The organism is Pseudomonas sp. TWR2-1-1 (genome assembly GCF_049897045.1).
GTDB lineage: Bacteria > Pseudomonadota > Gammaproteobacteria > Pseudomonadales > Pseudomonadaceae > Aquipseudomonas > Aquipseudomonas versuta.
The window spans coordinates 107,495-134,148 of the sequence record NZ_JAFCVM010000006.1 but is presented as its reverse complement, the minus strand read 5'-3'; the positions used below and the strand labels follow the sequence as shown (position 1 = coordinate 134,148).

The 26,654-nt window shown below is 59.9% G+C and carries 21 protein-coding genes and 1 riboswitch; of the genes, 10 read left to right on the top strand and 11 right to left on the bottom strand.

The features are described 5' to 3' along the window. Complete coding sequence (locus ACP7BO_RS16725) at nucleotides 1–1,998, top strand: pyrroloquinoline quinone-dependent dehydrogenase (RefSeq protein WP_426211544.1); 1,998 nt, start codon at nucleotides 1–3, stop codon at nucleotides 1,996–1,998. Between the two features lie 120 nt (nucleotides 1,999–2,118). Here ACP7BO_RS16725 and ACP7BO_RS16720 read toward each other — a convergent pair whose 3' ends face one another. Beyond that, on the bottom strand, nucleotides 2,119–3,036 hold the full coding sequence (locus ACP7BO_RS16720) for a LysR family transcriptional regulator (protein WP_426211542.1): 918 nt from the start codon (nucleotides 3,034–3,036) through the stop codon (nucleotides 2,119–2,121). 108 nt (nucleotides 3,037–3,144) lie between these two features. On the opposite strand from ACP7BO_RS16720, the gene ACP7BO_RS16715 reads away from it, so the two are divergent. Genes ACP7BO_RS16715 through ACP7BO_RS16705 form a run of 3 tightly spaced genes read left to right on the top strand, consistent with a single transcriptional unit; the run spans nucleotide 3,145 to nucleotide 5,688 of the window. Beyond that, nucleotides 3,145–4,377 (top strand): D-amino acid dehydrogenase, encoded by a 1,233-nt coding sequence (locus ACP7BO_RS16715; RefSeq protein ID WP_426211540.1) that lies wholly within the window; start codon nucleotides 3,145–3,147, stop codon nucleotides 4,375–4,377. 31 nt (nucleotides 4,378–4,408) lie between these two features. Beyond that, complete coding sequence (locus ACP7BO_RS16710; RefSeq protein WP_397455502.1) at nucleotides 4,409–4,759, top strand: RidA family protein; 351 nt, start codon at nucleotides 4,409–4,411, stop codon at nucleotides 4,757–4,759. Nucleotides 4,760–4,785: 26 nt separating this feature from the next. Continuing rightward, nucleotides 4,786–5,688 carry a transporter substrate-binding domain-containing protein gene (locus ACP7BO_RS16705; RefSeq protein WP_397455501.1) on the top strand — a complete coding sequence of 301 codons (903 nt, stop codon included), beginning with the start codon at nucleotides 4,786–4,788 and terminating at the stop codon, nucleotides 5,686–5,688. Between the two features lie 9 nt (nucleotides 5,689–5,697). Here ACP7BO_RS16705 and ACP7BO_RS16700 read toward each other — a convergent pair whose 3' ends face one another. Then, nucleotides 5,698–6,339 carry an HD domain-containing protein gene (locus ACP7BO_RS16700; RefSeq protein WP_397455499.1) on the bottom strand — a complete coding sequence of 214 codons (642 nt, stop codon included), beginning with the start codon at nucleotides 6,337–6,339 and terminating at the stop codon, nucleotides 5,698–5,700. Between ACP7BO_RS16700 and ACP7BO_RS16695 the strand changes: the two genes are divergently transcribed. Further along, entirely contained in the window at nucleotides 6,338–6,535 is a 198-nt protein-coding gene (locus ACP7BO_RS16695) for a hypothetical protein (protein WP_426211537.1), read from the top strand. The two genes, ACP7BO_RS16700 and ACP7BO_RS16695, sit on opposite strands and share 2 nt — an antisense overlap. Next, a complete protein-coding gene (locus tag ACP7BO_RS16690) occupies nucleotides 6,532–7,497 on the top strand; it encodes a GlxA family transcriptional regulator (protein ID WP_426211535.1) in 966 nt (321 codons plus the stop codon). Before ACP7BO_RS16695 ends, ACP7BO_RS16690 begins: the two co-directional genes overlap by 4 nt. A 54-nt stretch (nucleotides 7,498–7,551) precedes the next feature. Here the strand turns inward: ACP7BO_RS16690 and ACP7BO_RS16685 are convergent, their stop codons facing one another. Together ACP7BO_RS16685 and ACP7BO_RS16680 are read right to left on the bottom strand one after the other, a co-directional pair. Further along, nucleotides 7,552–8,271: a 16S rRNA (uracil(1498)-N(3))-methyltransferase gene (locus ACP7BO_RS16685; RefSeq protein WP_426211533.1), complete on the bottom strand. Its 720-nt coding sequence runs from the start codon at nucleotides 8,269–8,271 to the stop codon at nucleotides 7,552–7,554. Nucleotides 8,272–8,333: 62 nt separating this feature from the next. Beyond that, a complete protein-coding gene (locus ACP7BO_RS16680) occupies nucleotides 8,334–9,740 on the bottom strand; it encodes an adenosylmethionine--8-amino-7-oxononanoate transaminase (protein ID WP_426211531.1) in 1,407 nt (468 codons plus the stop codon). Nucleotides 9,741–10,026: 286 nt separating this feature from the next. On the opposite strand from ACP7BO_RS16680, the gene ACP7BO_RS16675 reads away from it, so the two are divergent. Both ACP7BO_RS16675 and ACP7BO_RS16670 read left to right on the top strand, forming a co-directional pair. Continuing rightward, the gene (locus ACP7BO_RS16675; RefSeq protein WP_426211529.1) at nucleotides 10,027–10,578 is read left to right on the top strand and encodes a cytochrome b; all 552 of its coding nucleotides are present in this window, start codon (nucleotides 10,027–10,029) and stop codon (nucleotides 10,576–10,578) included. 32 nt (nucleotides 10,579–10,610) lie between these two features. Continuing rightward, a complete protein-coding gene (locus tag ACP7BO_RS16670) occupies nucleotides 10,611–11,189 on the top strand; it encodes a YceI family protein (protein ID WP_397455495.1) in 579 nt (192 codons plus the stop codon). Between the two features lie 262 nt (nucleotides 11,190–11,451). Here ACP7BO_RS16670 and ACP7BO_RS16665 read toward each other — a convergent pair whose 3' ends face one another. From ACP7BO_RS16665 to ahcY, 3 genes are all read right to left on the bottom strand, one after another. After that, nucleotides 11,452–13,311, bottom strand: a complete 1,860-nt coding sequence (locus ACP7BO_RS16665) for a DEAD/DEAH box helicase (RefSeq protein WP_060696605.1) — start codon at nucleotides 13,309–13,311, stop codon at nucleotides 11,452–11,454. Between the two features lie 366 nt (nucleotides 13,312–13,677). Further along, entirely contained in the window at nucleotides 13,678–14,523 is an 846-nt protein-coding gene (gene metF, locus ACP7BO_RS16660; RefSeq protein WP_060696604.1) for a methylenetetrahydrofolate reductase [NAD(P)H], read from the bottom strand. Nucleotides 14,524–14,628: 105 nt separating this feature from the next. Continuing rightward, nucleotides 14,629–16,038 (bottom strand): adenosylhomocysteinase, encoded by a 1,410-nt coding sequence (gene ahcY / locus ACP7BO_RS16655; RefSeq protein WP_060696603.1) that lies wholly within the window; start codon nucleotides 16,036–16,038, stop codon nucleotides 14,629–14,631. A 22-nt stretch (nucleotides 16,039–16,060) separates the two neighbouring features. Then, a riboswitch (S-adenosyl-L-homocysteine riboswitch) is annotated at nucleotides 16,061–16,167 on the bottom strand. A gap of 195 nt (nucleotides 16,168–16,362) precedes the next feature. On the opposite strand from ahcY, the gene ACP7BO_RS16650 reads away from it, so the two are divergent. Together ACP7BO_RS16650 and ACP7BO_RS16645 are read left to right on the top strand one after the other, a co-directional pair. Then, a complete protein-coding gene (locus ACP7BO_RS16650; protein WP_060696602.1) occupies nucleotides 16,363–16,764 on the top strand; it encodes an acyl-CoA thioesterase in 402 nt (133 codons plus the stop codon). 179 nt (nucleotides 16,765–16,943) lie between these two features. Continuing rightward, the gene (locus tag ACP7BO_RS16645; protein WP_426211525.1) at nucleotides 16,944–17,789 is read left to right on the top strand and encodes a formate/nitrite transporter family protein; all 846 of its coding nucleotides are present in this window, start codon (nucleotides 16,944–16,946) and stop codon (nucleotides 17,787–17,789) included. A 74-nt stretch (nucleotides 17,790–17,863) separates the two neighbouring features. Here ACP7BO_RS16645 and trhA read toward each other — a convergent pair whose 3' ends face one another. The 4 genes from trhA to ACP7BO_RS16625 form a co-directional block, all read right to left on the bottom strand. Then, nucleotides 17,864–18,481 carry a PAQR family membrane homeostasis protein TrhA gene (gene trhA / locus ACP7BO_RS16640; RefSeq protein WP_426211523.1) on the bottom strand — a complete coding sequence of 206 codons (618 nt, stop codon included), beginning with the start codon at nucleotides 18,479–18,481 and terminating at the stop codon, nucleotides 17,864–17,866. A 137-nt stretch (nucleotides 18,482–18,618) separates the two neighbouring features. Next, nucleotides 18,619–19,071, bottom strand: coding sequence for a chemotaxis protein CheW (locus ACP7BO_RS16635; RefSeq protein ID WP_060696599.1), 453 nt, complete (start codon nucleotides 19,069–19,071; stop codon nucleotides 18,619–18,621). Further along, entirely contained in the window at nucleotides 19,064–24,580 is a 5,517-nt protein-coding gene (locus ACP7BO_RS16630; protein WP_426211521.1) for an Hpt domain-containing protein, read from the bottom strand. The genes ACP7BO_RS16635 and ACP7BO_RS16630 overlap by 8 nt, the downstream gene beginning before the upstream one ends. Further along, complete coding sequence (locus ACP7BO_RS16625; protein WP_060696598.1) at nucleotides 24,580–26,637, bottom strand: methyl-accepting chemotaxis protein; 2,058 nt, start codon at nucleotides 26,635–26,637, stop codon at nucleotides 24,580–24,582. The genes ACP7BO_RS16630 and ACP7BO_RS16625 overlap by 1 nt, the downstream gene beginning before the upstream one ends. Nucleotides 26,638–26,654 lie beyond the last annotated feature (17 nt).

Sequence of the window (26,654 nt, the reverse complement as noted above, 5' to 3'; positions counted from 1 at the left end):
ATGGATAAAGTAAAAAAACATCTTTTCACGGCACCGGTCATCTGCATGCTCGCGGGTATTTCAACCGCACACGCCGACACCGCTTATGTAGTGCCCACGCCCCTGCTGGCGCCATCCAGTATCTCCGCCGAAGACGCCAGAATCCCCTTGCCCAATGGCAAGGAGTGGGACTCGTTCCATGGCCAGTTAAGCTCGCAAAAGTATTCGCCGCTGAACCAGATCAATAAGGACAACGTCGGAAAACTGACCAAGGTTTGGCAGTATTTCACCGGCGACATGTCCGACGGGACCGGTAAAACACCGGCCACTGTATGGTCCGCCACCCCGATTTTTGCCAATGACACATTGTATGTCGGTACGCCTTTTTACCGGATCATTGCCCTTGAGCCTGAGACCGGTAAAGAAAAGTGGAGCTATGACACCAAGTCGCCGTTAGTGGCCCTCACCCAGCCGGCCTTGAAGTCCCGCGGCGTCGCCTACTGGCAGGAAAAAAACCCGCAACCCGGCGTTGCCTGCCAGAAGGTCGTCTACCTGGGGAACATGACCGCGCAGTTGTTTGCAGTGGATGCCGATACCGGTAAACCCTGCGAAAACTTCGGCAAAAACGGTGTGGTTGATATCAACCAATGGAACAAACTCAACGCCAAATGGCCGCTGTCGGTGCTGCAACCGCCGACCGTTATCGGTGACAAGCTGATCGTCGGCTGGGCCGGCAAGGACTGGGAGTATGAGGTCGAGTCACCCGGCTCGCTGTTTGCTCTGAACGCCCGTACCGGCGAGCTGGAGTGGGAGTTCAAACCGATTCCCGATGATGAGGCCGGCAACACCGGTACCGCCAACATCTGGACGGCCATGTCTTACGACGCGGCACTCGGCCTGCTGTACATCCCGGTCTCCTCGCCTTCGCCCAACTACTGGGGCGGCAACCGGCCAAAAGCGATTCCTTTAGGGACATCAACTACCGCGCTGGATATCAATACGGGCAAGGTCGTATGGTCCCGTCAGTGGGTTCACCACGACTTGTGGGACTACGATATCAACTCGGCCCCGACCCTGATGGACATCACCGTCGATGGCAAACCTGTAGCCGCGCTGGTTCAAGCGACCAAAATGGGCTTCCTGTTTACCGTTGACCGCCGCACCGGTGAAGACGTGTGGCCGATTGAAGAGCGCCCTGTACCCAAAGGCGATGCAGAGGGCGAAGTCTACTCACCCACACAACCCTTCCCGACCAAACCTGTTCCGTTGCTGGACCAGTCCAAGAAGCCCGCCATCTGGAAAATCGCCGATATTGTCGGCCTTGGCCAGTGTTCAAAAATGTGGGACGGCCTGGAATACAACGGCATGTACTCGCCACCTTCGACCAAAGGTAACGGCGTACTGGCCTACCCGGACAGTGCCGGTGGCGTGCAATGGGGTGGCGTAGCGTTCGACCCGGTCAGCCAGGTGGCGGTGGCGGTGGTTAACACCTCGCACATCGTGCAGATGATCAAGCTGTGGGATCGCGCGTCGTACGACAAACAACCCAAAGACTCAGGCAACGAAAACGGCTTCTATCCACAGATCGGCGCACCCTATGGCATGTCCTTGCTGAACGCGCAGAACTGGGCCGGCATGCCGTGCTGGGCGCCGCCTTTCGGTGAAATCGTCGCTATCGACATGCACACCGGTGATGTGAAATGGCGTCGTCCGATGGGCGCGGTGCAGCAGTATGGCTGGTACATGCCTGAGAGCATGGGCTCGCCAACCATCGGCGGACCGGCAATCACAGCCGGTGGCGTGGTGTTTATTGGTGCCTCGATGGATGCCAAGGTCCGTGCCTACTCCCTGGATGACGGCAAGGAACTGTGGTCGGACAACGTCATGGCCCCTGCAGTCGCCAACCCCGCGGTGTATGAGTACAAAGGCCGGCAATATGTGGCGTTTGTCGCGGGCGGCAACTCCATCATGAAAGACCAGGTGGGCGATCAAGTGGTGGTGTACGCACTGCCCAAATGATGCGGGACTCCCACAGGGTCTGACCGGACCTTGTGGGAGCTGGCTTGCCAGCGATGCCAGCAACCGGGTCGGCGGGATTGATCGCGGTGATGCTATCGCCGGCAAGCCGGCTCCCACAGGTTATGAATCTTCCCCCTGCAACCGCTGCAACTGTTCGCCGGCCCGTTCGGCGAACAGCTCCAGCAACCCCTCCAGCGTATGCGCCGGTGCTTCATCGGCACGGGTCAGTGCATACAGCGTAATCGGCAACGCAGGACTCAACGGACGAATCAAAGTACTCGCCCGTGAAGCACCCAGCGCCGTGAACGGATCAATCACCGCTAACCCCGCTCCCGACTCCACCATCGCTCGCGCCAGCGAATACGTTTGCACCGCAATGCTGATACGCGGCGGCGGCTCAATGGTTTTCAGATAACTGTCCAGACGCGCGAACAACGGGTCGGCATTGCTCAGGCCGATCAACGGCGCATCTGCCAGTTCATGCAGCGCCAGCGCAACCCCCTCACTCTCATCCGGCCAGTAGCCCCGCGGCGCCAACGCGACCAATACGCCGTGGGCCAACGCCCGGGCCTTGAGCCCTGGATGGTCAGGCAGTTTGAATGTCAGGGCCACGTCCAGCTCGCGCATCAACAGGTTCTGCACCAGCTCCCGGCTATGGGCACTGGCCAGTTCACAGCTGATGTCCGGGTAACGCCGGGTCCATTCACTGATCACCGGCGGCAATAACGACAGGGCCAAGGCCGGCGTACTGCCGATCCGCAACCGGTGCCCGGGCGAACGGCGCAGGCTCTCAGCCAATCGCTGTACGCCTTGCAGACTCTCGCTGACCTTCTCCACTTCGCGCTCCAGCAGCAGCGCTTCAGGGGTGGGCTGGAGTTTGCCGCGCACCCGTAGAAACAAGGGAAACCCCAGCTGCAATTCTGCATGCTGCAGCACCTTGCTCACCGCAGGTTGCGAGACGTGCAGCAATTGCGCGGCCGCGCTGATTGAACCGGTTTGGCGGATAGCCTGAAAAATTTCGATATGTCGCAAGCGCATGGCGGCAGTCCATAACCTTTGTTTATGGGTAAGGCATCTTTAATCATTGTTCAGCGCCTGTCACCTGCCCCTAATCTGAGCCTGAACAACATTGGGCTAAGGACTGACATGGGACAGCGGGTTTGCATCATCGGCGGTGGCGTTATCGGGCTGGCAACGGCGTATGCGCTGGTGCGCGACGGCTTTGAAGTGAGCGTGATCGAAGCCCGGCCCACGCTCGGCAGTCAGACCAGCTTCGCCAATGGCGGCCAGCTTTCCTACCGCTATGTCGCACCACTGGCCGATGCCGGGGTGCCCTGGCAGGCGATGGGCTGGATGCTGCGCAGTGACTCGCCACTCAAGTTGCGACCACGCATGGACCCGGCTCAATGGCGCTGGATGGCGTCATTTATCGCGGCGTGCCGGGGCTCGGTGAATCAGCGCAATGGCGCGCACTTGCTGCGCCTGGCACTCCTGAGCCAAGCCACCTTGCAGCAATGGCGCGAAGAAGATCATTTAAGCGGTTTTGAATGGCGGTGCAACGGCAAGCTGGTGACCTTCCGCAACCCGGGCAGCTTCGACAAGGCGCGGGCCAAAGTTGCCCACAGTTCATTTCAACAAGCCCTGTCTGCCAGCGAATGCGCAACCCTTGAGCCAGGCCTGAAGGACTCAGCGTTTATCGGCGGCATCTATACCCCCGGCGAGGAAGTCGGCGATTGCCATGGGTTCTGCCAACAGTTGCTCGCCCATCTGCAAGCGAGCGGGCGCTGCACCTTTTTGCTGGGAAAAACCGTCAGCCGTATCCATCACGCCAACGGCGCAGTCAGTGCCGTACAAATGGGCGATGAGCATTTGCCTGTTGATCAACTGGTGCTCGCAGCAGGGCACAACAGCCCGGCCCTGAGCTTGCCGGGGTTGAACTTGCCGCTTTACCCGCTCAAGGGCTACAGCCTGACCCTGCCCTTGAGCGACCCGCAAAAAGCGCCGAACGTGAGCATCACCGATTACGACCGCAAGATCGTCTACGCCCGTATTGGCGAGCAATTACGGATTGCTGCCATGGTCGACATCGTCGGTTTCGACCTCTCCCTGGACCCCAAGCGCCTGGCACAAATGCGCCAACTGGCCGCCAGCACCTTCCCTGATGCCGGCAACTATGACGACGCCATCGAGTGGGCTGGCATGCGCCCTGCAACACCCAGCGGCGTGCCGATCCTCGGTGCCAGCGGTTATCGCAACCTCTGGCTCAACCTGGGTCATGGCGCGCTGGGTTTCACCCTGGCCTGTGGCAGCGCACGCCTGTTAAGCGAACTGATAGGTCAACGCAACACCTCCATCGACATGCAGGGCCTCTGCGCCTGACCGTATAACTCAACCAACAAGGAATTCCCCGATGACGATTCACCGCCTCAACAGCAATGACCGTTTAAGCGCCGCGGCGACCTTTGAGGCGCTGGTATTTTTGTCGGGGCAGGTTCCCACCCAAAGCACAGACATTTGTGCCCAGACTCAGGAAGTGCTCGCCAAGATCGACGCATTGCTGGCCGAGACCGGCAGCGACAAGGACCACATCCTCAACGCCACGATTTACCTGCAAAACATTGAGCGCGACTTTGCGGCCATGAACGCCGTGTGGTCGGCCTGGCTGTCGGCGGGCAAGGCGCCGACTCGCACCACGCTGCAAGCCGAACTGGCGCGGCCTCAGGTGCTGGTAGAAATCAGTGTGATTGCTGTTCGTCGCTAACCCGTTTGAAACCGGAGAATAAAAAGATGAAAAAACTCACTTTGATCAGTTGCACGCTGGGCCTTTTGCTCAGCCACTCACTGCACGCCAGCGAAGCGCCATTTCAGGGCACGCTGAAGAAAATTGCCGATTCGGGGACCATTACCCTGGGTTATCGCGACGCCTCGGTACCGTTCTCATACGTAGGCGACAACAGCGGCAAGCCAATGGGCTATTCGGTGGAGCTGGCGAACAAGATCGTCGAGCGCATTCAACAGCAATTGGGCGACAAACCGTTAAAGGTCAAATACAACCTGGTGACCTCGCAAACCCGCATCCCGCTGGTGCAAAACGGCACCGTCGACCTGGAATGCGGATCCACCGGGGTGACCGCCGAGCGGCAAAAACAGGTGGCGTTCTCGTACGGGTTTATTTACGTCAAAGGCCAGTTGCTGACCGCCAAGGACAGTGGCATCAAAGGCTTTGATGACTTGCGCGACAAAAATGTGGTGACCACGGCCGGCACCACCAATGAGCGATTTATCAAAAGCTACAACGCTGATCACAAGATGAACATGCAAGTCATCAGCGCCAAGGATCACGGCGAAGCGTTCAAGATGCTGGAAACGGGTCGGGCCGCTGCTTTCTATATGGACGACGCGCTGCTTTACGGCGAACGCGCCAAAGCCCGCGACCCGCACCACTGGATCGTGGTGGGCGACGAACAATCACGGGAAATCTACAGCTGCATGGTGCGCAAGGACGACCCGCAGTTGCTCGCCGTGGTGAACCGCACGCTGGCCGACCTGTATCAATCCGGGGAAATCACCGGCATCTACCAGCGCTGGTTCGAACAGCCAATCCCGCCCAATGGCTTGAATCTCGAATTCCCCATGACCGCCGAGTTGAAGCAGATCATCGCCACCCCGGTGAGTGACCCGGTGCAGTAGAGGCCAGGGTCAGGATGCCCAGGGCGACTTGCGGATGATCTCGACGAAGTTCAGCGGCTTGAAACCCGGGTCGCTGTCCACCAGTACGTCGGCGTTGACCGTGCCAAACGTGGTTAGCGGACGATGCTTAAAACCGTTGGCGAAGGCGCAGAGAATGCATTCCTTGAAGCCCTCGCCACGGGGGTGGGCATGGACCACGGCTTCGCGTTGCGCGGCCGGGAACGCCGCGTAGTCAATGCCCAGTACGTCCATTTCAACCCCCGCCGTCACCAGCGCCACGTTCGGACGCAAGTGGTGCGGTACGCCAGGCGTGGTGTGCAAGGCAATGGCTAACCACACTTGTTCCACATCGTCAGCGCTCAGGCCAAACGGCTTCATGAAGGCTTTGGCGCTGTTGGCGCTGTCCACCTCAAAGCGCTCGTCGTCTGTACGGTGACCTTCGACCAGCCCCAGATCGTGGAACATTGCCCCCACGTAAAGCAGCTCCGGGTCATAGGCCAGTTGCTTGCGCTGCCCGCTCAGGGCACCAAACAGAAATACCCGACGCGAATGGTTGTAGAGCAGATCGGACTCGACGTCACGGATGTATTCGGTGGTGGCTTTGGCCAGGGCGCTGTCCGGAATGACGATGCCTGCGATGGTCTGACTCATGACGAACTCCTCGAGCGAGCGCCGGGATGGCGCCATGGCATTGAGTGTGGGCGTCTGCCTCAATGGCAACAATCAACCCGCAGTGGCGATTCGTGCCAATCAGGCCGCAATGCAGGCCATCGCCTTGCGCGGGCTTGTCCACATCCCAGGACTGCGGTATTTCATCTTCTACACACCTGACGGCCAACTCTCATGACCCTGAACGTAGCATTGATCGTTTTCCCCGGCGTGCAGGCGCTGGACGTGACCGGGCCAATGGATGTGTTTGCCGAAGCCAATGCTTTTCTGCCTCCCGACAAGCAATACCGGCTTGAAGTACTGGGGCTGGAGACGGGCTTGCTGAGGTGCTCGAACGGTCTGTCGATTCAGGCTCACCGGCATTTCACTGAGGCCCGGAGCAGCTATGACCTGGTGCTGTGCACAGGGGGCCCGGCCCTGCCCGGGGAGGATTTCGGCACCGACTTTTACACCTGGCTGCGCAAGCTCTGCCGTCAGTCGCGGCGCTTTGGTTCGATCTGCAATGGCGCACTGATGCTCGCCCGCACCGGATTGCTGGACGGTCGCCGCGTCACCACCCACTGGAGTGATGTTGCCACCCTCGCCCGCCTGTGCCCCGGCGCAGTGCTTGAGGCCGATCGTTTGTATGTGCAGGACGACAATCTGTACACCTCGGCCGGAGTCACTGCGGGGATCGACCTGTCGCTCTATGTCTTGAGTCAGGATCACGGCCCGCAAGTGGCGCTGAATGTAGCCCGGCGACTGGTGGTATTTACCCAGCGCTCAGGCGGGCAGTCGCAGTTCAGCCCGTTTCTGACCGCCGCCGCCCACACCGATTCACCGGTTGCAGCGGTACAACGCTTTGTACTGGAGAATTTGCGCACGGATCTGACCATCGCCGAGCTGTCGCAGGCGGCGGCGATGAGTCCGCGTAATTTCTCGCGGGTGTTTGCCCGGGAGACAGGGATCACCCCCGCGCAATTCGTGGAAGGGGCCCGGGTGGACGCCGCCCGGGCGATGCTGGAAAACGCCGCTCTGGCGCTCAAGACGGTGGCTTACGAATGCGGCTTTCGCGATGCCCATCACATGCGCAGCGTATTTATGCGCCGGCTGGGAGTGTCACCGCAGCAGTTCCGGCTGAATTTTTCGGCAATGGTGTAGCCGCTGGGGGCTGCCTTTACGGGAGCCGGCTTGCCAGCTCCCGAATGCACGGAATCAGAAGTCGCCCCACAACTGCTGGGCCACGGCCAGGGCCACAACCGGCGCAGTTTCGGTACGCAGGACCCGTGGGCCAAGGCGCGCAGGCTGGAAACCGCTCGCCTGGGCCTGTTCGATTTCGTTATCGGTCAACCCGCCTTCAGGGCCAATCAAAAAGGCCAGACGCCCGGGTTTGGCGTGGCTGGCCAGCGGCTCGGACACCGGGTGCAGCACCAGCTTGAGGTCCGCCTCGGTGGTTTTGATCCAGTCGCTGAGCAACACCGGCGGGTGAATGACCGGCACCCGTGAACGACCGCACTGCTCGCACGCGCTGATCGCCACCTGGCGCCAGTGCGACAGTCGCTTCTCGGCACGCTCGTCCTTGAGCCGCACTTCGCAGCGCTCACTCATGATCGGAGTGATTTCGCTGACCCCCAGTTCGGTGGCCTTTTGAACCGCCCAGTCCATGCGCTCGCCACGGGACAAGCCTTGGCCCAGATGAATGGCCAGCGGTGATTCGACTTGCCCGGCAAAGGTTTCATCGAGCAGCACGCGCACACGCTTTTTGCCGACTTCCAGCAAACGTCCGGTGAACTCATGCCCCGAGCCGTCGAATACCTGCAGGGCATCGCCCTCGGCCATACGCAGCACGCGACCAATGTAATGCGCCTGGGCTTCAGGCAGTTCGTGCTCACCGAGGCTCAAAGGGGCATCGATAAAGAAGCGGGACAATCTCATGTAGGTTCTCTGAAAATTAAATTACTTATCTAGCCGCTGCGCCAGCGGCTACAAAACAGGGCTTAGCCGGGGTCACGGAAATCGGGATGGAAGTTCGACGGTACGGCCACGCTGATATCACTGCGGGTCGCGATGTCGATCCCTTCGCTGGCCACTTCAGCCAGAAAGTCGATCTGCTCCGGGGTAATCACGTAAGGCGGCAAGAAATACACCACGCTGCCCAATGGACGCAACAAGGCGCCGCGTTCTAGTGCGTGCTGAAAGACTTTCAGGCCCCGTCGCTCCTGCCACGGGTAAGCGGTTTTGCTGGCTTTGTCCTGGACCATTTCAATGGCCAGCACCATGCCCGTCTGACGCACTTCCGAGACGTGGGGGTGGTCGACCAGGTGCGCAGTCGCGCTGGCCATGCGTTGAGCCAGGGCCTTGTTGTTCTCGATCACGTTGTCCTGTTCGAAGATATCCAGTGTCGCCAAAGCAGCCGCGCAGGCCAGCGGATTACCCGTGTAGCTGTGGGAATGCAGGAAGGCGCGCAAGGTCGGGTAATCGTCGTAGAACGCGCTGTACACCTCGTCGGTCGTCACGCAAACAGCCAGCGGCAAGTAGCCACCGGTCAGCGCCTTGGACAGGCACAGGAAGTCCGGCGTGATCCCGGCCTGCTCGCAGGCGAACATGGTGCCGGTACGGCCAAAGCCCACCGCAATTTCGTCGAGGATCAGGTGTACGCCATAACGGTCACAGGCTTCACGCAGCAGAGTCAGGTACAGCGGATGGTACATCCGCATGCCGCCCGCGCCCTGAATCAGCGGCTCTACAATCACCGCAGCCACAGTCTCGTGGTTCTCGGCGAGCGTCTGCTCCATGGCCAGAAACATCGTGCGCGAATGTTCTTCCCAGCTCACGCCCTCGGGGCGCAGGTAGCAATCGGGGCTCGGGACTTTAATGGTGTCGAGCAACAGCGCTTTGTAGGTTTCGGTGAATAACGGCACGTCACCCACCGACATCGCCGCCATGGTTTCACCGTGGTAGCTGTTGGTCAGGGTCACGAAGCGCTTCTTTTCCGGCTGGCCGCGGTTCAGCCAATAGTGAAAGCTCATCTTGAGCGAGACTTCGATACACGACGAGCCGTTGTCCGCGTAAAAGCAGCGGGTCAGACCTTCGGGTGTCATCTTGACCAGACGCTCGGACAGCTCAATCACCGGCTGGTGGCTGAACCCGGCAAGAATCACGTGCTCAAGCTGGTCGACCTGGTCCTTGATGCGCTGGTTGATACGCGGGTTGCAATGGCCAAACACGTTGACCCACCACGAGCTCACCGCGTCCAGGTAGCGTTTGCCTTCGAAGTCTTCCAGCCAGACGCCTTCGCCACGCTTGATCGGAATCAGCGGCAGTTGCTCGTGATCTTTCATTTGGGTGCAGGGGTGCCATAAAACGGCAAGGTCGCGCTGCATCCACTGATTATTCAGGCCCATATCCACTCTCCTGGCGCTGGCTCCCGGCGTGTGCGGGCAAACAATCGCGCAAGCCTATGCAATGCGCGAGCGTGTAACAACCCATTACTCCTAACCAGAGCACGGGTATTGAACTTAGAGACGCTCGCGGGCATACATGAGCGACATAAAACATCGTTAACGTTTGCTTAACTTTCCACTCTCAGGCTACTGATCGTATTTATCGATGCCTTACAGCAAATAAATGCGCTTTCATTCGATAGGTAAATCATTAGTCTTAGGCGCAAGTTCCCACAGGATGTCGGCAATGCAGCTACGTAACTCGTCTTCTCGCTATGGTGCAGTCAGCATTTTCATGCATTGGTCTGTTGCGCTGGCGGTGTTCGGTTTGTTTGCGCTGGGCTTGTGGATGGTCGGCCTCGACTACTACAGCCCATGGCGCAAGGAAGCACCGGACTTGCATAAAAGCATTGGTCTGACGCTGTTCGCAGTCATGTTGCTGCGGGTCGTGTGGCGCTGGATCAGCCCTGCTCCGCCAGCACTGGACAGCTACAGCCGGGCAACGCGCATTGGCGCAAAACTCGGTCATGGCTTCCTGTATCTGGGGTTGTTTGCGGTGATGATTGCCGGGTACCTGATTTCGACTGCCGAAGGCGTCGGCATTCCGGTGTTCGGTCTGTTTGAAGTACCCGCACTGATTTCCAGCTTGCCCGATCAGGCCGATGTGGCCGGTGTCGTGCATCTGTGGCTGGCGTGGGCCGTGGTGATTTTTGCCGGATTGCATGGCCTGATCGCCTTGAAACACCACTTTATCGATCGTGATGCGACCCTGACTCGTATGCTGGGACGCAAAGCCTGATGCTCAACCTCAACTCAAAAGGAATAGAACGCATGTTGAAAAAGACCCTCGCTGCACTGGCTCTCGGTACTGCCCTGCTGACTGCCGGCCAGGCCATGGCGGCTGACTACACCATCGACAAGGAAGGCCAGCATGCTTTCATCGACTGGAAGATCAGCCACCTGGGCTACAGCTTCATTCACGGTACTTTCAAGGACTGGAGCGGCACTTTTTCGTGGGATGCGGCCAAGCCTGCAGACAGCAAAATTGACGTCACCCTGAAAACCGCCAGCCTGTTCTCCAACCACGCTGAACGTGACAAGCACATCGCCAGCAAAGATTTCCTGGACGTGAGCAAGTACCCGGACGCGACCTTCAAGTCGACCAAAGTGGTGCCGACCGGCGAAAAAACTGCTGACGTGACCGGCGATCTGACCCTGCACGGCGTGACCAAGCCAGTAACGTTCAAAGCCACGTTCAATGGCGAAGGCAAGGATCCATGGGGCGGCGAACGCGCTGGCTTCAACGCGACCACCACCATCAACCTGAACGACTTCGGCATCAAAGGCCCGGGCCCTACCTCCCAGACTCTGGACCTGGACATCTCGCTCGAAGGCGTGAAAGCCAAGTAACCGCGCTTTCATTCGGCTAAAAAAACGCCCCGGCTCGCAAGAGCCGGGGCGTTTTTTTGTACGGAGTAAACCTTGTGGGAGCTGGCTTGCCGGCGATGCAAACGGTGCGGTCTGCAGGTTAAACCCTGTGATGCATTCGCCGGCAAGCCGGCTCCCACAATGGCCGTGAGAATAAAGGCGCTCGCTCCTGCAGGACCTGCCAGACGCGCATAAAAAATGCCCCCGATCTCGCAATCGGGGGCATTTTTCAGACGGTGCTAACTCAGCGGTTACGAGTCAGCAGCGCTGGCTTCTCGCCACGAGGGCGGTTCGGCAGTTGATCCAGCTGCTCAGGTGTCGGGAAGCGATCGCTTTTCGACTCCTTGTGCATGATCTTCGGCTGGTTCTCGCGTGGGCCTTTAACCGCTGGCTCTTGACGGGCATCGTCACGGGCCGGACGGTTTTCGCGACGGGCCTGACCATCACGCGGAGCACCACTGCGTGGGCCGCTGCGCTTGGCTGGCGGTGTGCCAGTGCTGGCGCCGCTGCCGGTACGCGGACCGTTCTGGCGGCCCTGTGGAGCACCACCGGTACGCGCAGCAGGTGCTGCACCGGTGCCCGCAGCAGGAGCGCCCGGACGGCGACCACGGCTCTGGTTGTTCTTGTTCTGGTACGGGCTGACGTAATCAGCGCGGTTACCAAAGTTATCTACATCGTCATCACGGAACTCGTCCGGCGCACGGTTGGCGTCCGAACGCGGCGCTGGCTGACGCTGTTCGCGGGCAGGTTGAGCTTCGCGTGGCTTTTGCTCACGAGCAGGACGCTCGCCGCGAGCGGCTGCCGGCTTTTCCTTGCTCTTTTCCTTGCCCTTGTCTTTACGACCACCGCCACCACCCGGGGTACCCGGACCGTCGCCACGTGGACCGCGAGGCGGGTTGCGCGGGTTACGCACATCCGGACGCTCACGCACTTCAGGCTTTTCGGCCTCTACGGTGCTGGAGTCAAAACCCATCAGGTCGCCATCAGCGATTTTCTGGCGGGTCATGCGCTCGATGCTTTTCAGCAGTTTTTCTTCGTCCGGAGCGACCAGCGAGATCGCCTCGCCCGAACGACCGGCACGGCCAGTACGGCCGATACGGTGAACGTAATCTTCATCGACGTTTGGCAGCTCGAAGTTGACCACGTGTGGCAGCTGATCGATATCCAGACCGCGAGCGGCGATATCGGTGGCTACCAGAATGCGTACGGCACCGGCCTTGAAGTCGGCCAGGGCTTTGGTCCGCGCGTTCTGGCTCTTGTTACCGTGGATGGCCACAGCGCTGAGGCCGTGCTTGTCCAGGTACTCGGCCAGACGGTTGGCACCGTGCTTGGTACGGGTGAAGACCAGTACCTGTTCCCAGGCGCCTGCCGTGATCAAGTGCGCCAGCAAGGCACGCTTGTGAGTGGCGGGCAGACGGAAAACGCGCTGTTCGATGCGCTCGACCGTGGTGTTCGGCGGCGTCACTTCGATGCGTTCCGGGTTGCGCAGCAGCTTGCCGGCCAGATCGGTGATGTCCTTGGAGAACGTCGCCGAAAACAGCAGGTTCTGACGCTTGGACGGCAGACGCGCGAGGACTTTTTTCACGTCATGGACGAAGCCCATGTCGAGCATCCGGTCGGCTTCATCAAGCACCAGAATTTCAACGTGGGACAGGTCAACGCTGCCTTGGCCGGCCAGGTCGAGCAAACGACCCGGGCAGGCAACCAGTACGTCGACACCACGGGCCAGGGCTTGAACCTGAGGGTTCGTGCCGACACCACCAAAGACGCAAGCACTGACGAACTTCAAGTCGCGGGCATAAAGCTTGAAGCTCTCATGCACCTGGGCGGCGAGTTCGCGAGTAGGAGTCAGGACCAGCACGCGTGGTTGGCGTGGGCCGTGGCGCTGGGATTTGTCCGGGTGGCCATTGGGAAACAGCTTTTCCAGAATCGGAAGAGCGAAGCCGCCGGTTTTGCCAGTACCTGTCTGAGCCGCAACCATCAGGTCGCGACCTTGCAACACGGCGGGAATGGCCCGCTGTTGCACCGGAGTAGGCTCGGTATAGCCCGCAGCTTCAATGGCGCGGACTAAAGCCTCGGAGAGACCGAGGGAAGCAAAGGACATGAGTAATCCTGTTCTAGTTAGGGCTTGGCCCAAAGGGATAGTCTTGCCTGGCGTGAATGGCGTTTAAGGTGACGCAATCCCGTCCGGTCCTGCTCCAGTCCTGAAGGCTCATTCAAACAGCTCGCGCGGGCTGAAAGCTGCGCTGTAGCGGGGTTGAATGCCTTGTACAAGGACGAGCGGCCGGGCGTAAGCCTGGCGGAAAGCCCGGAGTATAACAGAGCAATCACGGCGCGCCGATTTCATGCTGCTGAACGGCTTTCTATAGCGGTACGGCACCTAACCTGTAGGAGCGAGCTTGCTCGCGAGCTCTGCGTTGCTGCTTTTAAAAAGCTCGCGAGCAAGCTCGCTCCTACAGTAGTACGGGTGTCAGCGAGGCAGCTTGAGGTTGTTCCAGATCGCCAGGCTAGGCTCGGCCTGGTTCAGGGTGTAGAAGTGCAAACCCGGTGCGCCGCCGACGAGCAGGCGTTCGCACATTTCGCTGATCACCTGTTCGCCAAAGGCCTGAATGCTCTGGATGTCGTCACCGTAGGCTTCCAGCTGCTTGCGAATCCAGCGCGGGATTTCAGCGCCACAGGCGTCAGAGAAGCGCGCCAGCTTGCTGTAGTTGGTGATCGGCATGATGCCCGGCACGATCGGGATCGTGACGCCAGCAGCCCGCACACGCTCGACAAAACGGAAGTAGCTGTCGGCGTTGAAGAAATACTGGGTGATCGCACTGTCGGCGCCAGCGTGGGCCTTGCGCACGAAGTTGTTGATATCGTCTTCGAAGTTGCGCGCTTGCGGGTGCATTTCAGGGTAGGCCGCCACTTCGATATGGAAGTGATCGGCGGTCTCTTCACGAATGAAGCTCACCAGGTCATTGGCATAGCGCAGCTCGCCACTGGCCATGCCCATGCCCGAAGGCAGGTCGCCACGCAGCGCAACAATGCGCTTGATGCCTGCAGCTTTGTACTGGGTCAGCAGGCCACGCAAGTCAGCCTTGCTGTCACCCACGCATGACAAATGCGGGGCGGCAGGTACTTTTACTTCGCTCTCCAGTTGCAGCACGGTATTGATCGTGCGGTCACGGGTAGAGCCACCGGCACCATAGGTGCAGGAGAAAAAATCCGGGTTGTAGGTCGCCAGCTGGCGAGCCGTATTCATCAGTTTTTCATGCCCAGCATCGGTCTTGGTCGGGAAAAACTCGAAGCTGTAACGACGGTCTTGAGACATAGTCAAATCCTTGGCAATACGAAAGCCGGACGCATCCCCGGCAGGAGCAGGCTTGCCAGCGCGGGCAAGCCCGCTCCCCCCCGGGGAAGCGGACAGTCTGATCAATCAGTAGCGGTAAGCATCCGGCTTGAACGGGCCTTCGACGGTAACGCCGATGTAGTCAGCCTGTTGCTTGGTCAGTTGCGTTACTACGCCACCGAAGCCGCGAACCATTTCCAGGGCCACTTCTTCGTCGAGCTTCTTGGGCAGCACTTCTACAGTCAGGCGCTCGGCTTGCAGCTCGGCTGGCAGATCAGCGTATTTCTGGGCGAACAGGAAGATCTGTGCCAGAACCTGGTTGGCAAACGAACCGTCCATGATGCGGCTCGGGTGACCTGTGGCGTTGCCCAGGTTAACCAGACGGCCTTCGGCCAGCAGGATCAGGTAGTCGTCGTTCTGCGGGTCGAATTCGCCCAGGCCAGTACGGTGAACCTTGTGAACTTGTGGCTTCACTTCTTCCCATGCCCAGTTTTTGCGCATGAAAGCGGTGTCGATTTCGTTGTCAAAGTGACCGATGTTGCACACTACGGCGCGTTTTTTCAGCGCAGCCAGCATGTTCTTGTCGCACACGTTGACGTTACCGGTGGTGGTCACGATCAGGTCGATCTTGCCCAGCAGCGCAGCGTCGATGCTGGCGGCAGTGCCGTCGTTCTGGCCATTGATGAATGGCGAAACCACTTCGAAACCGTCCATGCAGGCTTGCATGGCGCAGATCGGGTCGATTTCCGAAACCTTGACGATCATGCCTTCCTGACGCAGGGACTGAGACGAGCCCTTGCCCACGTCGCCGTAGCCGATCACCAGCGCTTGCTTGCCGGACAACAGGTGGTCAGTACCACGCTTGATGGCATCGTTCAGGCTATGACGGCAGCCGTACTTGTTGTCGTTTTTGCTTTTGGTCACCGAGTCGTTGACGTTGATCGCTGGGATCATCAGCTCGCCTTTGGCCAGCATGTCCAACAGACGGTGTACGCCCGTGGTGGTTTCTTCCGTCACGCCGTGGATCTTTTTCAGCATGTCCGGGTATTTCTTGTGCAGCAGCTCGGTCAGGTCGCCGCCGTCGTCGAGGATCATGTTGGCATCCCAAGGCGCGCCATCTTTGAGGATGGTTTGCTCAAGGCACCACTCGTACTCTTCTTCGGTCTCGCCTTTCCAGGCAAATACCGGGATGCCGGCAGCAGCGATAGCGGCAGCGGCCTGATCCTGAGTCGAGAAGATGTTGCACGAGGACCAACGCACTTCGGCACCCAGGGCAACCAGGGTTTCGATCAGCACGGCAGTCTGGATGGTCATGTGAATGCAGCCCAGAATCTTCGCGCCCTTGAGCGGTTGTTCTGCTGCATAGCGGCGACGCAGACCCATCAGAGCCGGCATTTCGGACTCGGCGATGAAGGTTTCGCGGCGGCCCCATTGGGCCAGGGACATATCAGCGACTTTATAGTCGGTAAAACCTGCAGGCGTGTTTACAGCGCTCATCAAGAGCCTCCATTCGTTTAATCGCGAATGGGCGCCGTTGTGCGTTTAGTGCCTGAACAGGGAGCCCTGAACAAACAACGCCCCATCCGAGCCTGACAGGTTGAACCTGCTGCAGCGCCCCTCGGACAGGTGGCGGGAACGGTACTGGGTAAATATGACCGTTTTGAAGCGGGGGTGATTATAGCCATCCGTGCCCTGGTTCCCAAGGATTTATCCAAGGCTTTTTCATTTGCTTAATCGAGACCATAGTCCAAGGTTAATAGAGCTAAGGGCTGTGGTCTGACATCATGCCCGGCATCTAAGGCAAGACGGTCAGGAGCGAATATGAATTTTCACACCCGCAAATGGGTTAAACCCGAAGACCTCAACCCCAACGGCACCCTGTTCGGCGGCAGCCTGTTGCGCTGGATCGACGAAGAAGCGGCGATCTACGCCATCGTGCAATTGGGCAACCAGCGTGTCGTGACCAAGTACATCTCCGAAATCAACTTTGTCAGCGCCTCGCGCCAGGGCGACATCATCGAACTGGGCATCACTGCCACTGCGTTCGGCCGCACCTCGATCACCCTGACCTGCGAAGTGCGCAACAAGATCACCCGCAAAAGCATCCTGACCGTCGACAAAATGGTCTTCGTCAACCTGGGTGAAGACGGCTTGCCATCTCCCCACGGCCGCACCGAGATCAAATACGTCAAAGACCAGTTTCAGGATGACACTCTGGCCTGATCAAACATCGGGCTCTGTGGGAGCCGGCTTGCCGGCGAATGCATCACCTGGCTCTCAGCGCCAGACCGCATCGCTGGCAAGCCAGCTCCCACACGTCATGCATCAACCGGCCACCCTGAGTGAACAGCTTGCAACCGCGCGTGTCGTACGCTTACACATGCTTACGGTGACGAGCCCCAATGGACACTCAAAAAAGCGGCAAGACCCCCAACCTGTCGGCTGAAGAAGAGCACGACGTCACTAAAAACCAGCCACCCCGGGCCGCTGTACTGCACGAAATCATTCGCGTGCAGGGCGATCTGGAACTGGAGCGCAGCATCGCCGCGCTGTTCTGGTCGGCCCTTGCTGCCGGACTGACCATGGGCCTGTCGTTGATGGCCATGGGCTTACTCAACTCGCGCCTGCCCAGCGGTGAAGCCTTCAAGGTCATCGCCAGCTTCGGTTACTGCGCAGGCTTTTTGGCCGTCATTCTGTCGCGCCAGCAGCTATTCACCGAAAACACCCTGACCGCCGTGCTGCCGATCATGAGCAAGCCCACGCTCAATAATTTCGGGCGCCTGTTCCGGCTGTGGACAGTGGTGCTGGTGGGCAATCTGATGGGCACGCTGCTGGTTGCCTACGCGATGCTGCACCTGCCGATTTTCGATAACCAGACCGACAAGGCCTTTCTTGAAATCGGGCGCAAGGTCATGGAAAACGACGCCCGCCAGATGTTCTCCAAAGGGATTATCTCGGGCTGGATGATTGCCACCATGGTGTGGATGATCCCGTCGATGGAAAGCGCCAAGATGTGGATCATCATCCTCATCACTTACCTGATGGCGCTGGGTGACTTCACTCACATCGTGGTCGGTACGGCAGAAGTGTCGTATCTGGTATTTGCCGGCGAACTGCCGTGGAAAGACTTCTGGCTGATATTCGCCGGCCCGACCCTGGCCGGCAACATCATCGGCGGCAGTTTTATTTTCGCCCTGATCAGCCACGCCCAAATCCGCAGCGATACCAAAAAACCGCAAAAACCCTGAGCCAAATCCTGTAGGAGCGAGCTTGCTCGCGAGCTTTTTCAAAGCAGCACAGCTCGCCCCTACGGGTACCAGGGCTAGATCACGTAGTGCGCGATGGCCACAAAGTGCAGCAGGCTGCCGGCAATCACGAACAGGTGCCAAATGCCGTGGGCATGGCGCAGACGGTGATCCAGCGCAAAAAAGATAATCCCCACGGTGTACATCACCCCGCCCGTAGCCAGCCAGATAAAGCCGGCGGTACCCAGCGCCGCCAGCAACGGCTTGACTGCCACCAGCACAATCCAGCCCATTACTGCGTAAATCACAATGGACAGAATGCGCGCTTCGGAGCGCGGCTTGATCTCTTGCAACATGCCGATCACCGCCATGCCCCAGACAATGCCGAACAGCGACCAGCCCCAGGGCCCATGCAGCGTGACCAGACAAAACGGGGTGTAACTGCCGGCGATCAACAGGTAAATCGACAGGTGATCAAACTTCTGCATGATCACCTTAGAGCGCCCGCGCACGCTGTGGTACACGGTTGACACGCTGTACAGCAACACCAGCGTCACGCCATAAATCGCCACACTTATTATCTTCTGCGGGCTGCCGTCCAGAGACGCCATCACCAACAACCAGATACTCCCTGCCGCCGCCAGGATCGCGCCCACAAGGTGGGTCCAGGCATTGAATTTTTCACCGTGATACATGTGCAACATCCTCAAGATCCGATAGTGCGACCGTGTCACCTTGTTACGAGATAAGGGTCAAGGTTGCGACCTTAAAGGGCAATACGGCGATCGTCGAGAACTGCGCGCCTGCTTCTGGCGAGACGGTGCAGATACCGTCAAACCTCTTCCCCCGACACCAGCCTCTCCAGCGCCAGCAGATCCGGAATCCTGGCCACGTGATCCCCCACTTGCACCGCCGCACGTTCCAGCGGGCACAGCGGCACGTCGACAAAGCTCAACTGGCTATCGACCTTGTAGGAGCGGGGTATGCCCTGCACCACCATGGCGATGAATTTCAGATCCGGATTACCACCCAGGGTATTGAGGATAACGATGCGCGCGCGTTCGCCGGTCACAAGAGGGCTGCCACACGCCGCTTCGAAACTGATCAGCGGCAATTCACGGTCACGCCAGGTGATCTGGCGCAGATGCCAGGGCGGCGAGTCACTGCTGGGCTCGCCGCGCTGCCAGTCGATCAGCTCCGCTATCGCAACGTTGGGCAATAGCAGGTAGCGGTCCGCAAGCGGTAGCAGCAACCCGGTCAGGCTGCCCACGCGATGATCAAGCATGGAGTTTGCTCCAGTAGGCGATGCGTTCCAGCAATACCGACTCCTGGTACGGCTTGCCCAGGTAGTCGTTGACGCCGATGGCCATGGCCCGGTTCTGGTGTTTCTGCCCGGTACGCGAGGTAATCATGATGATGGGCAGGTCTTTAAGACGTGGATCATTACGCACGCGAGTGGCAACTTCAAAGCCGTCCATGCGCGGCATTTCGATGTCCAGCAGCATCAGGTCCGGGGTGTGTTCTTCGAGCACGCTCATGGCGTCCACCCCGTCCTTGGCGGTAATCACGTTCATGCCGTTGCGCTCCAGCAGACGGCTGGTGACTTTGCGCACAGTGACCGAGTCGTCGACCACCAGCACCAGCAGCGGACGCAGCGCCGGGATGAACTCCAGCGCGCCGACCGCCTCTTGTTGCGCCCGCAGCAAAGGCTGGCGCGCCTGATGGGCGCGGATGTAAGCCAGCAGATCAAGGATCAGCACCACGCGCCCGTCACCCAGAATGGTCGCGCCCGACAAGCCATGAACCCCGGTAAATTGCGGCCCCAGGCTTTTGACCACGATTTCCCGCGAGCCTGCCAGGGCATCGACTTGCAGCGCCACGCGCTGGTCCTGGCAATGCACCAGCAGCACCGGCACGGAATGGCTTTCACCGGCCAGCCTGGGCTTGCCTACGGTTTGCAGCAATTCACCCAGGTAACGCAATTCATAGGTTTGCCCGCCGTAGTGATACCGCGGCGGGTTGAGCTGGTAGTAGCTTTCGAGCTCATTGGGCATGACCCGCACAATGCCTTCGACTGTATTGAGGGCAATGGCGTATTGCTCGTCGGCGCACTGCACCATCAGGGCCCGATTGAGCGACACACTGAACGGCAGGCGGATTTGAAAGTGCACGCCCTGGCCGGCCACCGAATCGATGGTCATGCTGCCGCCCAGCTGACGCACTTCTTCGTGCACCACGTCCATGCCCACGCCGCGCCCGGAAATCTGGGTGATTTTTTCTGCAGTCGAAAACCCCGGCTGCATGATGAACTGCAACACATCACGGTCCGATACGCTGGATGCCGGATCAAGCAAGCCCCGCAGGATGGCCTTGCGCCGAACGGCCTCAAGCGGCACGCCGGCGCCATCATCGTGCATGTCGAACACCACATCGCCGCCCTCATGGGACAGCTCAAGGGTAATCAGCCCCTGCTCGGGCTTACCTGCGGCCTGGCGTATGTGCGCAGGCTCCAGGCCGTGGTCGACGGCATTACGCAACATGTGTTCGAGGGGCGCCACCATACGCTCCAGAACGTTACGGTCGATTTCGGCTTCGCCGTTGATGACCCTGAAATCGACCTGCTTGCCCAGCTCGCCGGCCACTTGCCGGACTATCCGCTTGAGGCGCGGCAACACTCGCTCGAACGGCACCATGCGCGTGCCCATCAGGCCTTCCTGCAACTGGGTGTTCACCCGCGCCTGCTTTTGCAGCAGGCCCTGGGCATCCCGGTTGCGCGCAGCCAGGGTCGCCTTGAGGTCGAGCAAGTCAGATGCCGACTCGAACAGTGCCCGGGACAGTTGCTGCAGCAGAGAATGACGGTCCATTTCCAGCGGATCAAACTCATCGTAGGCCACCCCGTCACCCTCGGTGTGCTGACGATTATGCTGGCGCCCCTGGGTTTCGCTGTCGAGCCGGCGCAACTGATCGTGCATCCGCTCCAGGGTGGTCTGCATTTCGTTGAGGGCGACCTGGGCATCGTTGACTTGCTGCTCCACCCGCCCGCGGATGATCGAACTCTCCCCTGCCAGGTTGAGCAAGTCCTCCAGCAGCTCAGCCGGCACCTTGACCGTGTCCAGCCCGGTACGCTCGCCCTCCGGCACCGCCGCGCCAGCCGGCTCCGGCTTGGCCGACGAGCCCGCCTGAGCCGGTTGGCGGGCACTGCGCTCGATCTGCCGGATACGCTCGATCAGCGTCTGGGGCGAGGGCAGCGGCTGACCACTGCGCAAGGCATCAAGCATTTGCGCCAACTGATCATGGCAGCGCTGCAACAACGTGAACAGGTCCTCGCCAGGTGCCAGGAAACCAACGGAAATATCCTCAAACAGGGTTTCCAGTTCGTGGGCAAAGTCGCCGATGGCGGCCACCTCGACCATGCGCGCGCCCCCTTTAAGGGTGTGCAGGTCACGCAGCAGGTTTTCGACTTCCAGATGGTTCTGCGGGTCGGCTTGCCAGCGCAACAGGGCCGCGCCCGAACTCTCGAGAATGTCGAAGGCTTCATCGAGGAAGATGTCCTGCAACTCGGGGTCGCCATTGCCTTGGGCCGCGTCAGTCTCAATGCTGCTCGCCTCGCCCTGGCTGACGTCCAGCTGCGCGGTGGCAGCGCCCAGCTCGGTAATGTCGAGCGTCCTGTCGCCATCCCGGCGAATCAGGCCCGTAGCTTCCGGCGCCAGACCTTCATGCAACAAGTCGTGCAAGGTCTGGATCAGAACCGGCTGCGGGGTGATTTCTTGTCCCGCAGCCAGCTGATCGAGCATGTTGATCAAGGCTTCATGGGCGTTATTGGCCTCGGCAAAAAAGCGCTCGCTGACCGCCAGGCTGCTTTCTTCGACGCCACCATACAGATCAAGCAAGGCTTCACACAGCGCGTCGAAGGGCTGCAAGTCCAGCAGGTGCGCGGACTCGGCCAGACCGGTCAGGTGTTCCAGCAATGCGTCCAGCCCCTGACGCTCGTGCGGATGCTCGCGCCAATGCAACAGCAGGTCTTCGGCATCAAACAGGGCGTCCATGCTTTCGGCCAGAAACTCGGAGATACGCTGAGGATCACGCCTGGCCGACAAACCACTGTCGGGAACATTGATCAATGCGTCCAGACGCGTAGCGATCATTTGCTCGATGCGCCCGATCAGGGACCGGGCACCCTGGATCTGCGCCAGCGGGTCGGCATCCAGCTGCTTGAGGCCGCGATGCAGCAAGCTGTCGGCCTCCAGCAGCAGTTCGATTTCATCCCGGTCCAGGGTGATCTGGTGCGCCTTGTATTCGCGCACCAGATGATCCAGCGGCGTGGCCAGCTCAGCTATGGGCAACACGCCGGCCATGTGGGCACTGCCCTTGAGGGTGTGCATGGCGCGCTGCAGGTCATCGCTGGCATGCAGCGGCAGTTGCTGGCTGGCCTGATCGAGGAAGCGGTCAAGGCTGGCAAGGTGGGTTTGTGCTTCCTGACGAAAGATGTCCAGCAGTTGCGGGTCAATACTGCTGTCCTGCTCGATCAATAACGGCAGCGGTTCACTTATGGATAACTGATGGGCGCGCGCAGCCAGCTGATCGACGTCTTCACGCTGACGCTGGTTGCGCTCGGCAAACTCCTGGATCAGTTGCGGCACGATCGCCACGACCTCATCCAGCAGTTGATAGATCTGTGGCCCTGGCGCCACGCTGCGTTCCATCACCCGGTTGAGCAAGTTCTCGATGGACCACGCCAGCTCGCCCAGCACCAGCGCGCGGACCATGCGCCCGCTGCCTTTAAGGGAGTGAAAAGCCCGCCGCAGTTCGGCCAGCGCAGCACTGTCGGCCGGGTTGGCCACCCACTGCGGGAGGTAATCGTGCAGCGCGACCAGCACTTCGTCGGTCTCTTCAAGAAAGACCTCCAGCAGTTCTTCATCTACGGCTTCTTCGTCCACCGGTGGTGGCAGCAAGCTGGCGGGCACGTCTTGCGCGGGCGGGTTGAGCGCTGACAACGGGCTGGCCAGAACATCGGCCAGACTCTGTGCAACCTGTGGATCCTGCAGCGTCTGCAAGTCCTGCATCACCATGACTTCGGCAGGGCTCAGACGGTCGTTGAGCACTGGCACCTGACGCTCGGCCGGCGCGTAGCCCAGATTATTCAGGCTGTTCTCGGCCCGATCCAGCACCTGCTCGCCGCCGGCCCCCGGGTCCTGGGAGAGACGCTCCAGGTAGTACTCGATGCTGATCAATGCATCCGCCAGATGTTCAAGTTGCGGCGCCGTCGGCGGTTCGGCTTGCTGCAGCAGATGTTCACTCAGGTATTGGTTGCAGGCCTGGAGCAGGCTGGCGGCGCGACTCAGTGGGATCATCGCCAGCGCACCGCGGATTTGCGTCAACAATTCAGGCAGGGGTTGCAGGTGCTGGCGGTCAAAACCTGCCGCCAGATAATCCGTGATCAGGTCTTTGACTTCTTCAAGGCCGATGCGCGCCTCTTTGATAACCAGTTGATGAATCTGCATCAGATCAGTGGTGGGCAGGCGACTCTCTTCGCGCTGCGAGGGTTCTGCGTTACCGACCATGCCGGCCAGCGTGGCCTCCACATAAAGCAGGGCCGCGGCCACATCCATCAACACCGCATCGGTGGGCTCGCGCTGCCCCTGGGCCAGGCTCTGGACCACTGCCAGCTGGTCGATGATGACTTTACGTGGCTGACCAAAGCCCAGTACGGCCAGGGTATCGGCGATCTGGCGCAAAGGCGCCATCAGGCTACTGAGCTCCGAGACGTGCGAGCGGTCGCTGCGTACAAACAGATCCAGACGCTCCTTGACCCGCACCAGCTCTTCGCACAACGCAGCCACCACTGAACGCATGGCGTCGCGATCCGGGCCAGCCAGCCGCGCACGCTCTTCATCCACCATCGCCGCATCGGGCATGGCTTCGTCCAGCTCATAGCTGTTTTTCAACGCCAGCATTTTGGTGGTCGGCTGTTCGGCTTTGGCGATGTAAAACAGCAAACTGGTCAGCAGTTCTTCGGGCGCAGGCTGGTTGATACCGTTAATGCCTTGTTCCAGCAGGCGCTTGAGCTCTTTGTCCGTTTCATTGAACAGGCTGCGCAAGGCCGGGCTGTTGGCCACACGGCCCCGGAGCATGCCATCAACCAGCGCCGAAGCAATTTTCCACAGCGCATTGAGCGGCGCTCCGTGGCACAGGCTTTCAAGCCGGGTGAACACACCCGCCAGCTGTTCCAGACTGGCCTGTGCCTCTTCTTCACCCTGCAGGCCCTGCAACGCGGATTGCAGGGCCTGGCGCAGGGTCCGCAACTGGTGCGGCCATTGCGGCGCAAGCAAGCGGGCCAATGCTGCCTGATCCAGCGCGGGCAGCTCATGCAAGGGCGGGCTGAACAGGCTGGTTTCCGAGAGCAGTGCTTCACCGCGGGCAGTGCGCAAGTCATTTAGCAGCGGCAGCACCACCAACGGCCAGTCACGCCGGGCGCTGTGCACACGGTCCAGATACAGCGGCAACTGGCTGAACGCTTGCTGCAACAGGCGCAAGGCTTCGTCGATCTGGCTGACACGCCCTTGCTGCAGCGCGATCAGCAGCTTCTCCATCTCTTCGGCCAGCAACGCGGCGCCATAGAACTCCACCATCAACAGGCTGCCATGCACCTGGTGAATACAGGCCAGGCACTGATCCAGCATCTCGGTGGACGGCGTGTGCCCGTCGTCACCCAGCGCCACCCGAGCCTGGCTCAAGGTGTCCGCTATATCGCCTTTAACCCACTCAAGGGCTACGTAGTCGTGCCGGTCAACCATTACTGTGGCTCACGTGGTTTTTGCGTGGCAGGCAAGGTGAAGCCGGACACCGAACGCCGCAGCTGGCTGGCCATTTTGGCCAGGTTGCCAATGCTGTCAGCGGTGGCAGTGGAACCCGATGAGGTCTGGTTGGTGATTTGCTGAATCACGTTCATGGTCAGGGAAATCTGGGCCGCCGAGGTGGTTTGTTGTTGCGCGGCGTTGGAAATGCTTTGAATCAGGTCCGCAAGGTTTTGCGAAACACCCTCGATTTCTTCCAGGGCCACACCGGCATCGTGTGCCAGGCGAGCACCGCGCACCACTTCGGTGGTGGTTTGCTCCATGGAAATAACCGCTTCGTTGGTATCGGCCTGAATGGCACGCACCAGGGTTTCGATTTGCCGCGTGGCCGCCGAAGAACGCTCGGCCAGGCGCTGGACTTCGTCTGCCACCACGGCAAACCCGCGGCCGGCATCACCGGCCATCGAGGCCTGGATGGCCGCGTTCAGGGCCAGGATATTGGTCTGATCGGCAATATCATCAATCAGGCTGACAATGTCGCCAATCTCCTGGGAAGACTCGCCCAAACGTTTGATCCGCTTGGCGGTGTCCTGAATTTGCTCACGGATGTTGTCCATGCCGTGGATGGTGTTGTGCACCACCTCATTGCCTTTGTTGGCAATCGCTACGGAGCGCTCGGCAACAGCCGAAGACTCGGAAGCGTTGGCCGAGACCTGATCGATGGAGTGGGCCATTTGCTGGACTGCTGCCGATGCCTCGGCAATCTGCTGCGCCTGATGCTCTGAAGCCTCGGCCAGTTGCATGGCAGTGGCCTGGGTTTCCTGGACTGCCGCTGCCACTTGCCCCGCCGTGAGGTTGATGGTTGCCACCAGCCCGCGCAGCTGATCGATGGAGTAATTGATCGAGTCGGCAATGGCACCCGTGAAGTCTTCCGTGACCGAGGCCGTTACGGTCAGGTCGCCATCGGCCAAATCTTCGATTTCGTCCAGCAAGCGCATGATCGCGTTTTGATTGCGCTCGTTCTTTTCGGCGGTTTCGCGCAGTTGGCGATTGGTTTCGCGCACCATCACCAGGCCGATCAGGATGATCGACGCCAGCGCCAGCAGGCCCAGTACGTAGCCACCGATGATGTCCAGCGAACGGCCGCTGGCCAGGTTTTCAAAGCCGTTGGCCAGGGTCGAGGCTTCGTCGAGCAAGGTCTGCGACAGACTGAAGATATTGTTGGCGGCTTCACGCACATGAAACAGCTGCGGTGAAGTTTCGAGAATTTCGTCCACCGAACCGGAGACAAACTGGAACAGTTCCGATATTTCCAGCAAGCGAGCGCGCGCATCCTTGTCTTCTACCTGAGAAATTCTCAGCCCGACACTGCCCTCCAGCATGCCGTTGAGCACTTGACCGAAACGGTTGGCATCACGGCCAAAGGCGCCCGCGGCCTGGGCGGCATTCTCGTCGCCGGCCAGCACCGTGTTAACCGCGCCCAAAATACGCTCGGCCAACAAGGACTGACGCTGCGCCAGCACTACCTGGCTGGCGGGAGCGCCACGCTGCAAGAGGATTTCGACCACTTTTTCGGACTCGACCTGCAACTGCGGCACGGTTTCAGCCAGCGTGGCAGCCACCTGATGCAGCGACAGAACCGTTTGTTCACTGGCCAGAATGGCGTTGGTGTTATCCAGCAATTGCTCCCAGTCGCGTTGCACCGCCTGCATTTCCTTGTGCACGGCAGGGGGCGCAGGGGGCAGGCCGGTAGCCGGGTCGCCTTTTTTCAGGTAACTCCAGCGCTGGCTGAAATCATTACGTGCATCGCTGAGCAACCTGAACGCAGCGGCTTTACCGGCAGCGGCTTCAGTGGCGTTTTTGGCGATTCGCTGCGAAAGCACCCGCAACTCGCCCGCATGGCTGATGTACTGCTTGTCGTAGTTGGACTGGGTATTGAGGTAAGCAAAGTTGGCGAACAACAGCATGATGAACACGATCAGGGCGATAAAAAGCACGATGATCTGCGAACGACTGCGCGACCCTTCCATTGGTTTAGCGGTATTGGCTATGGTCATCGATCAGGTCCCGGGGT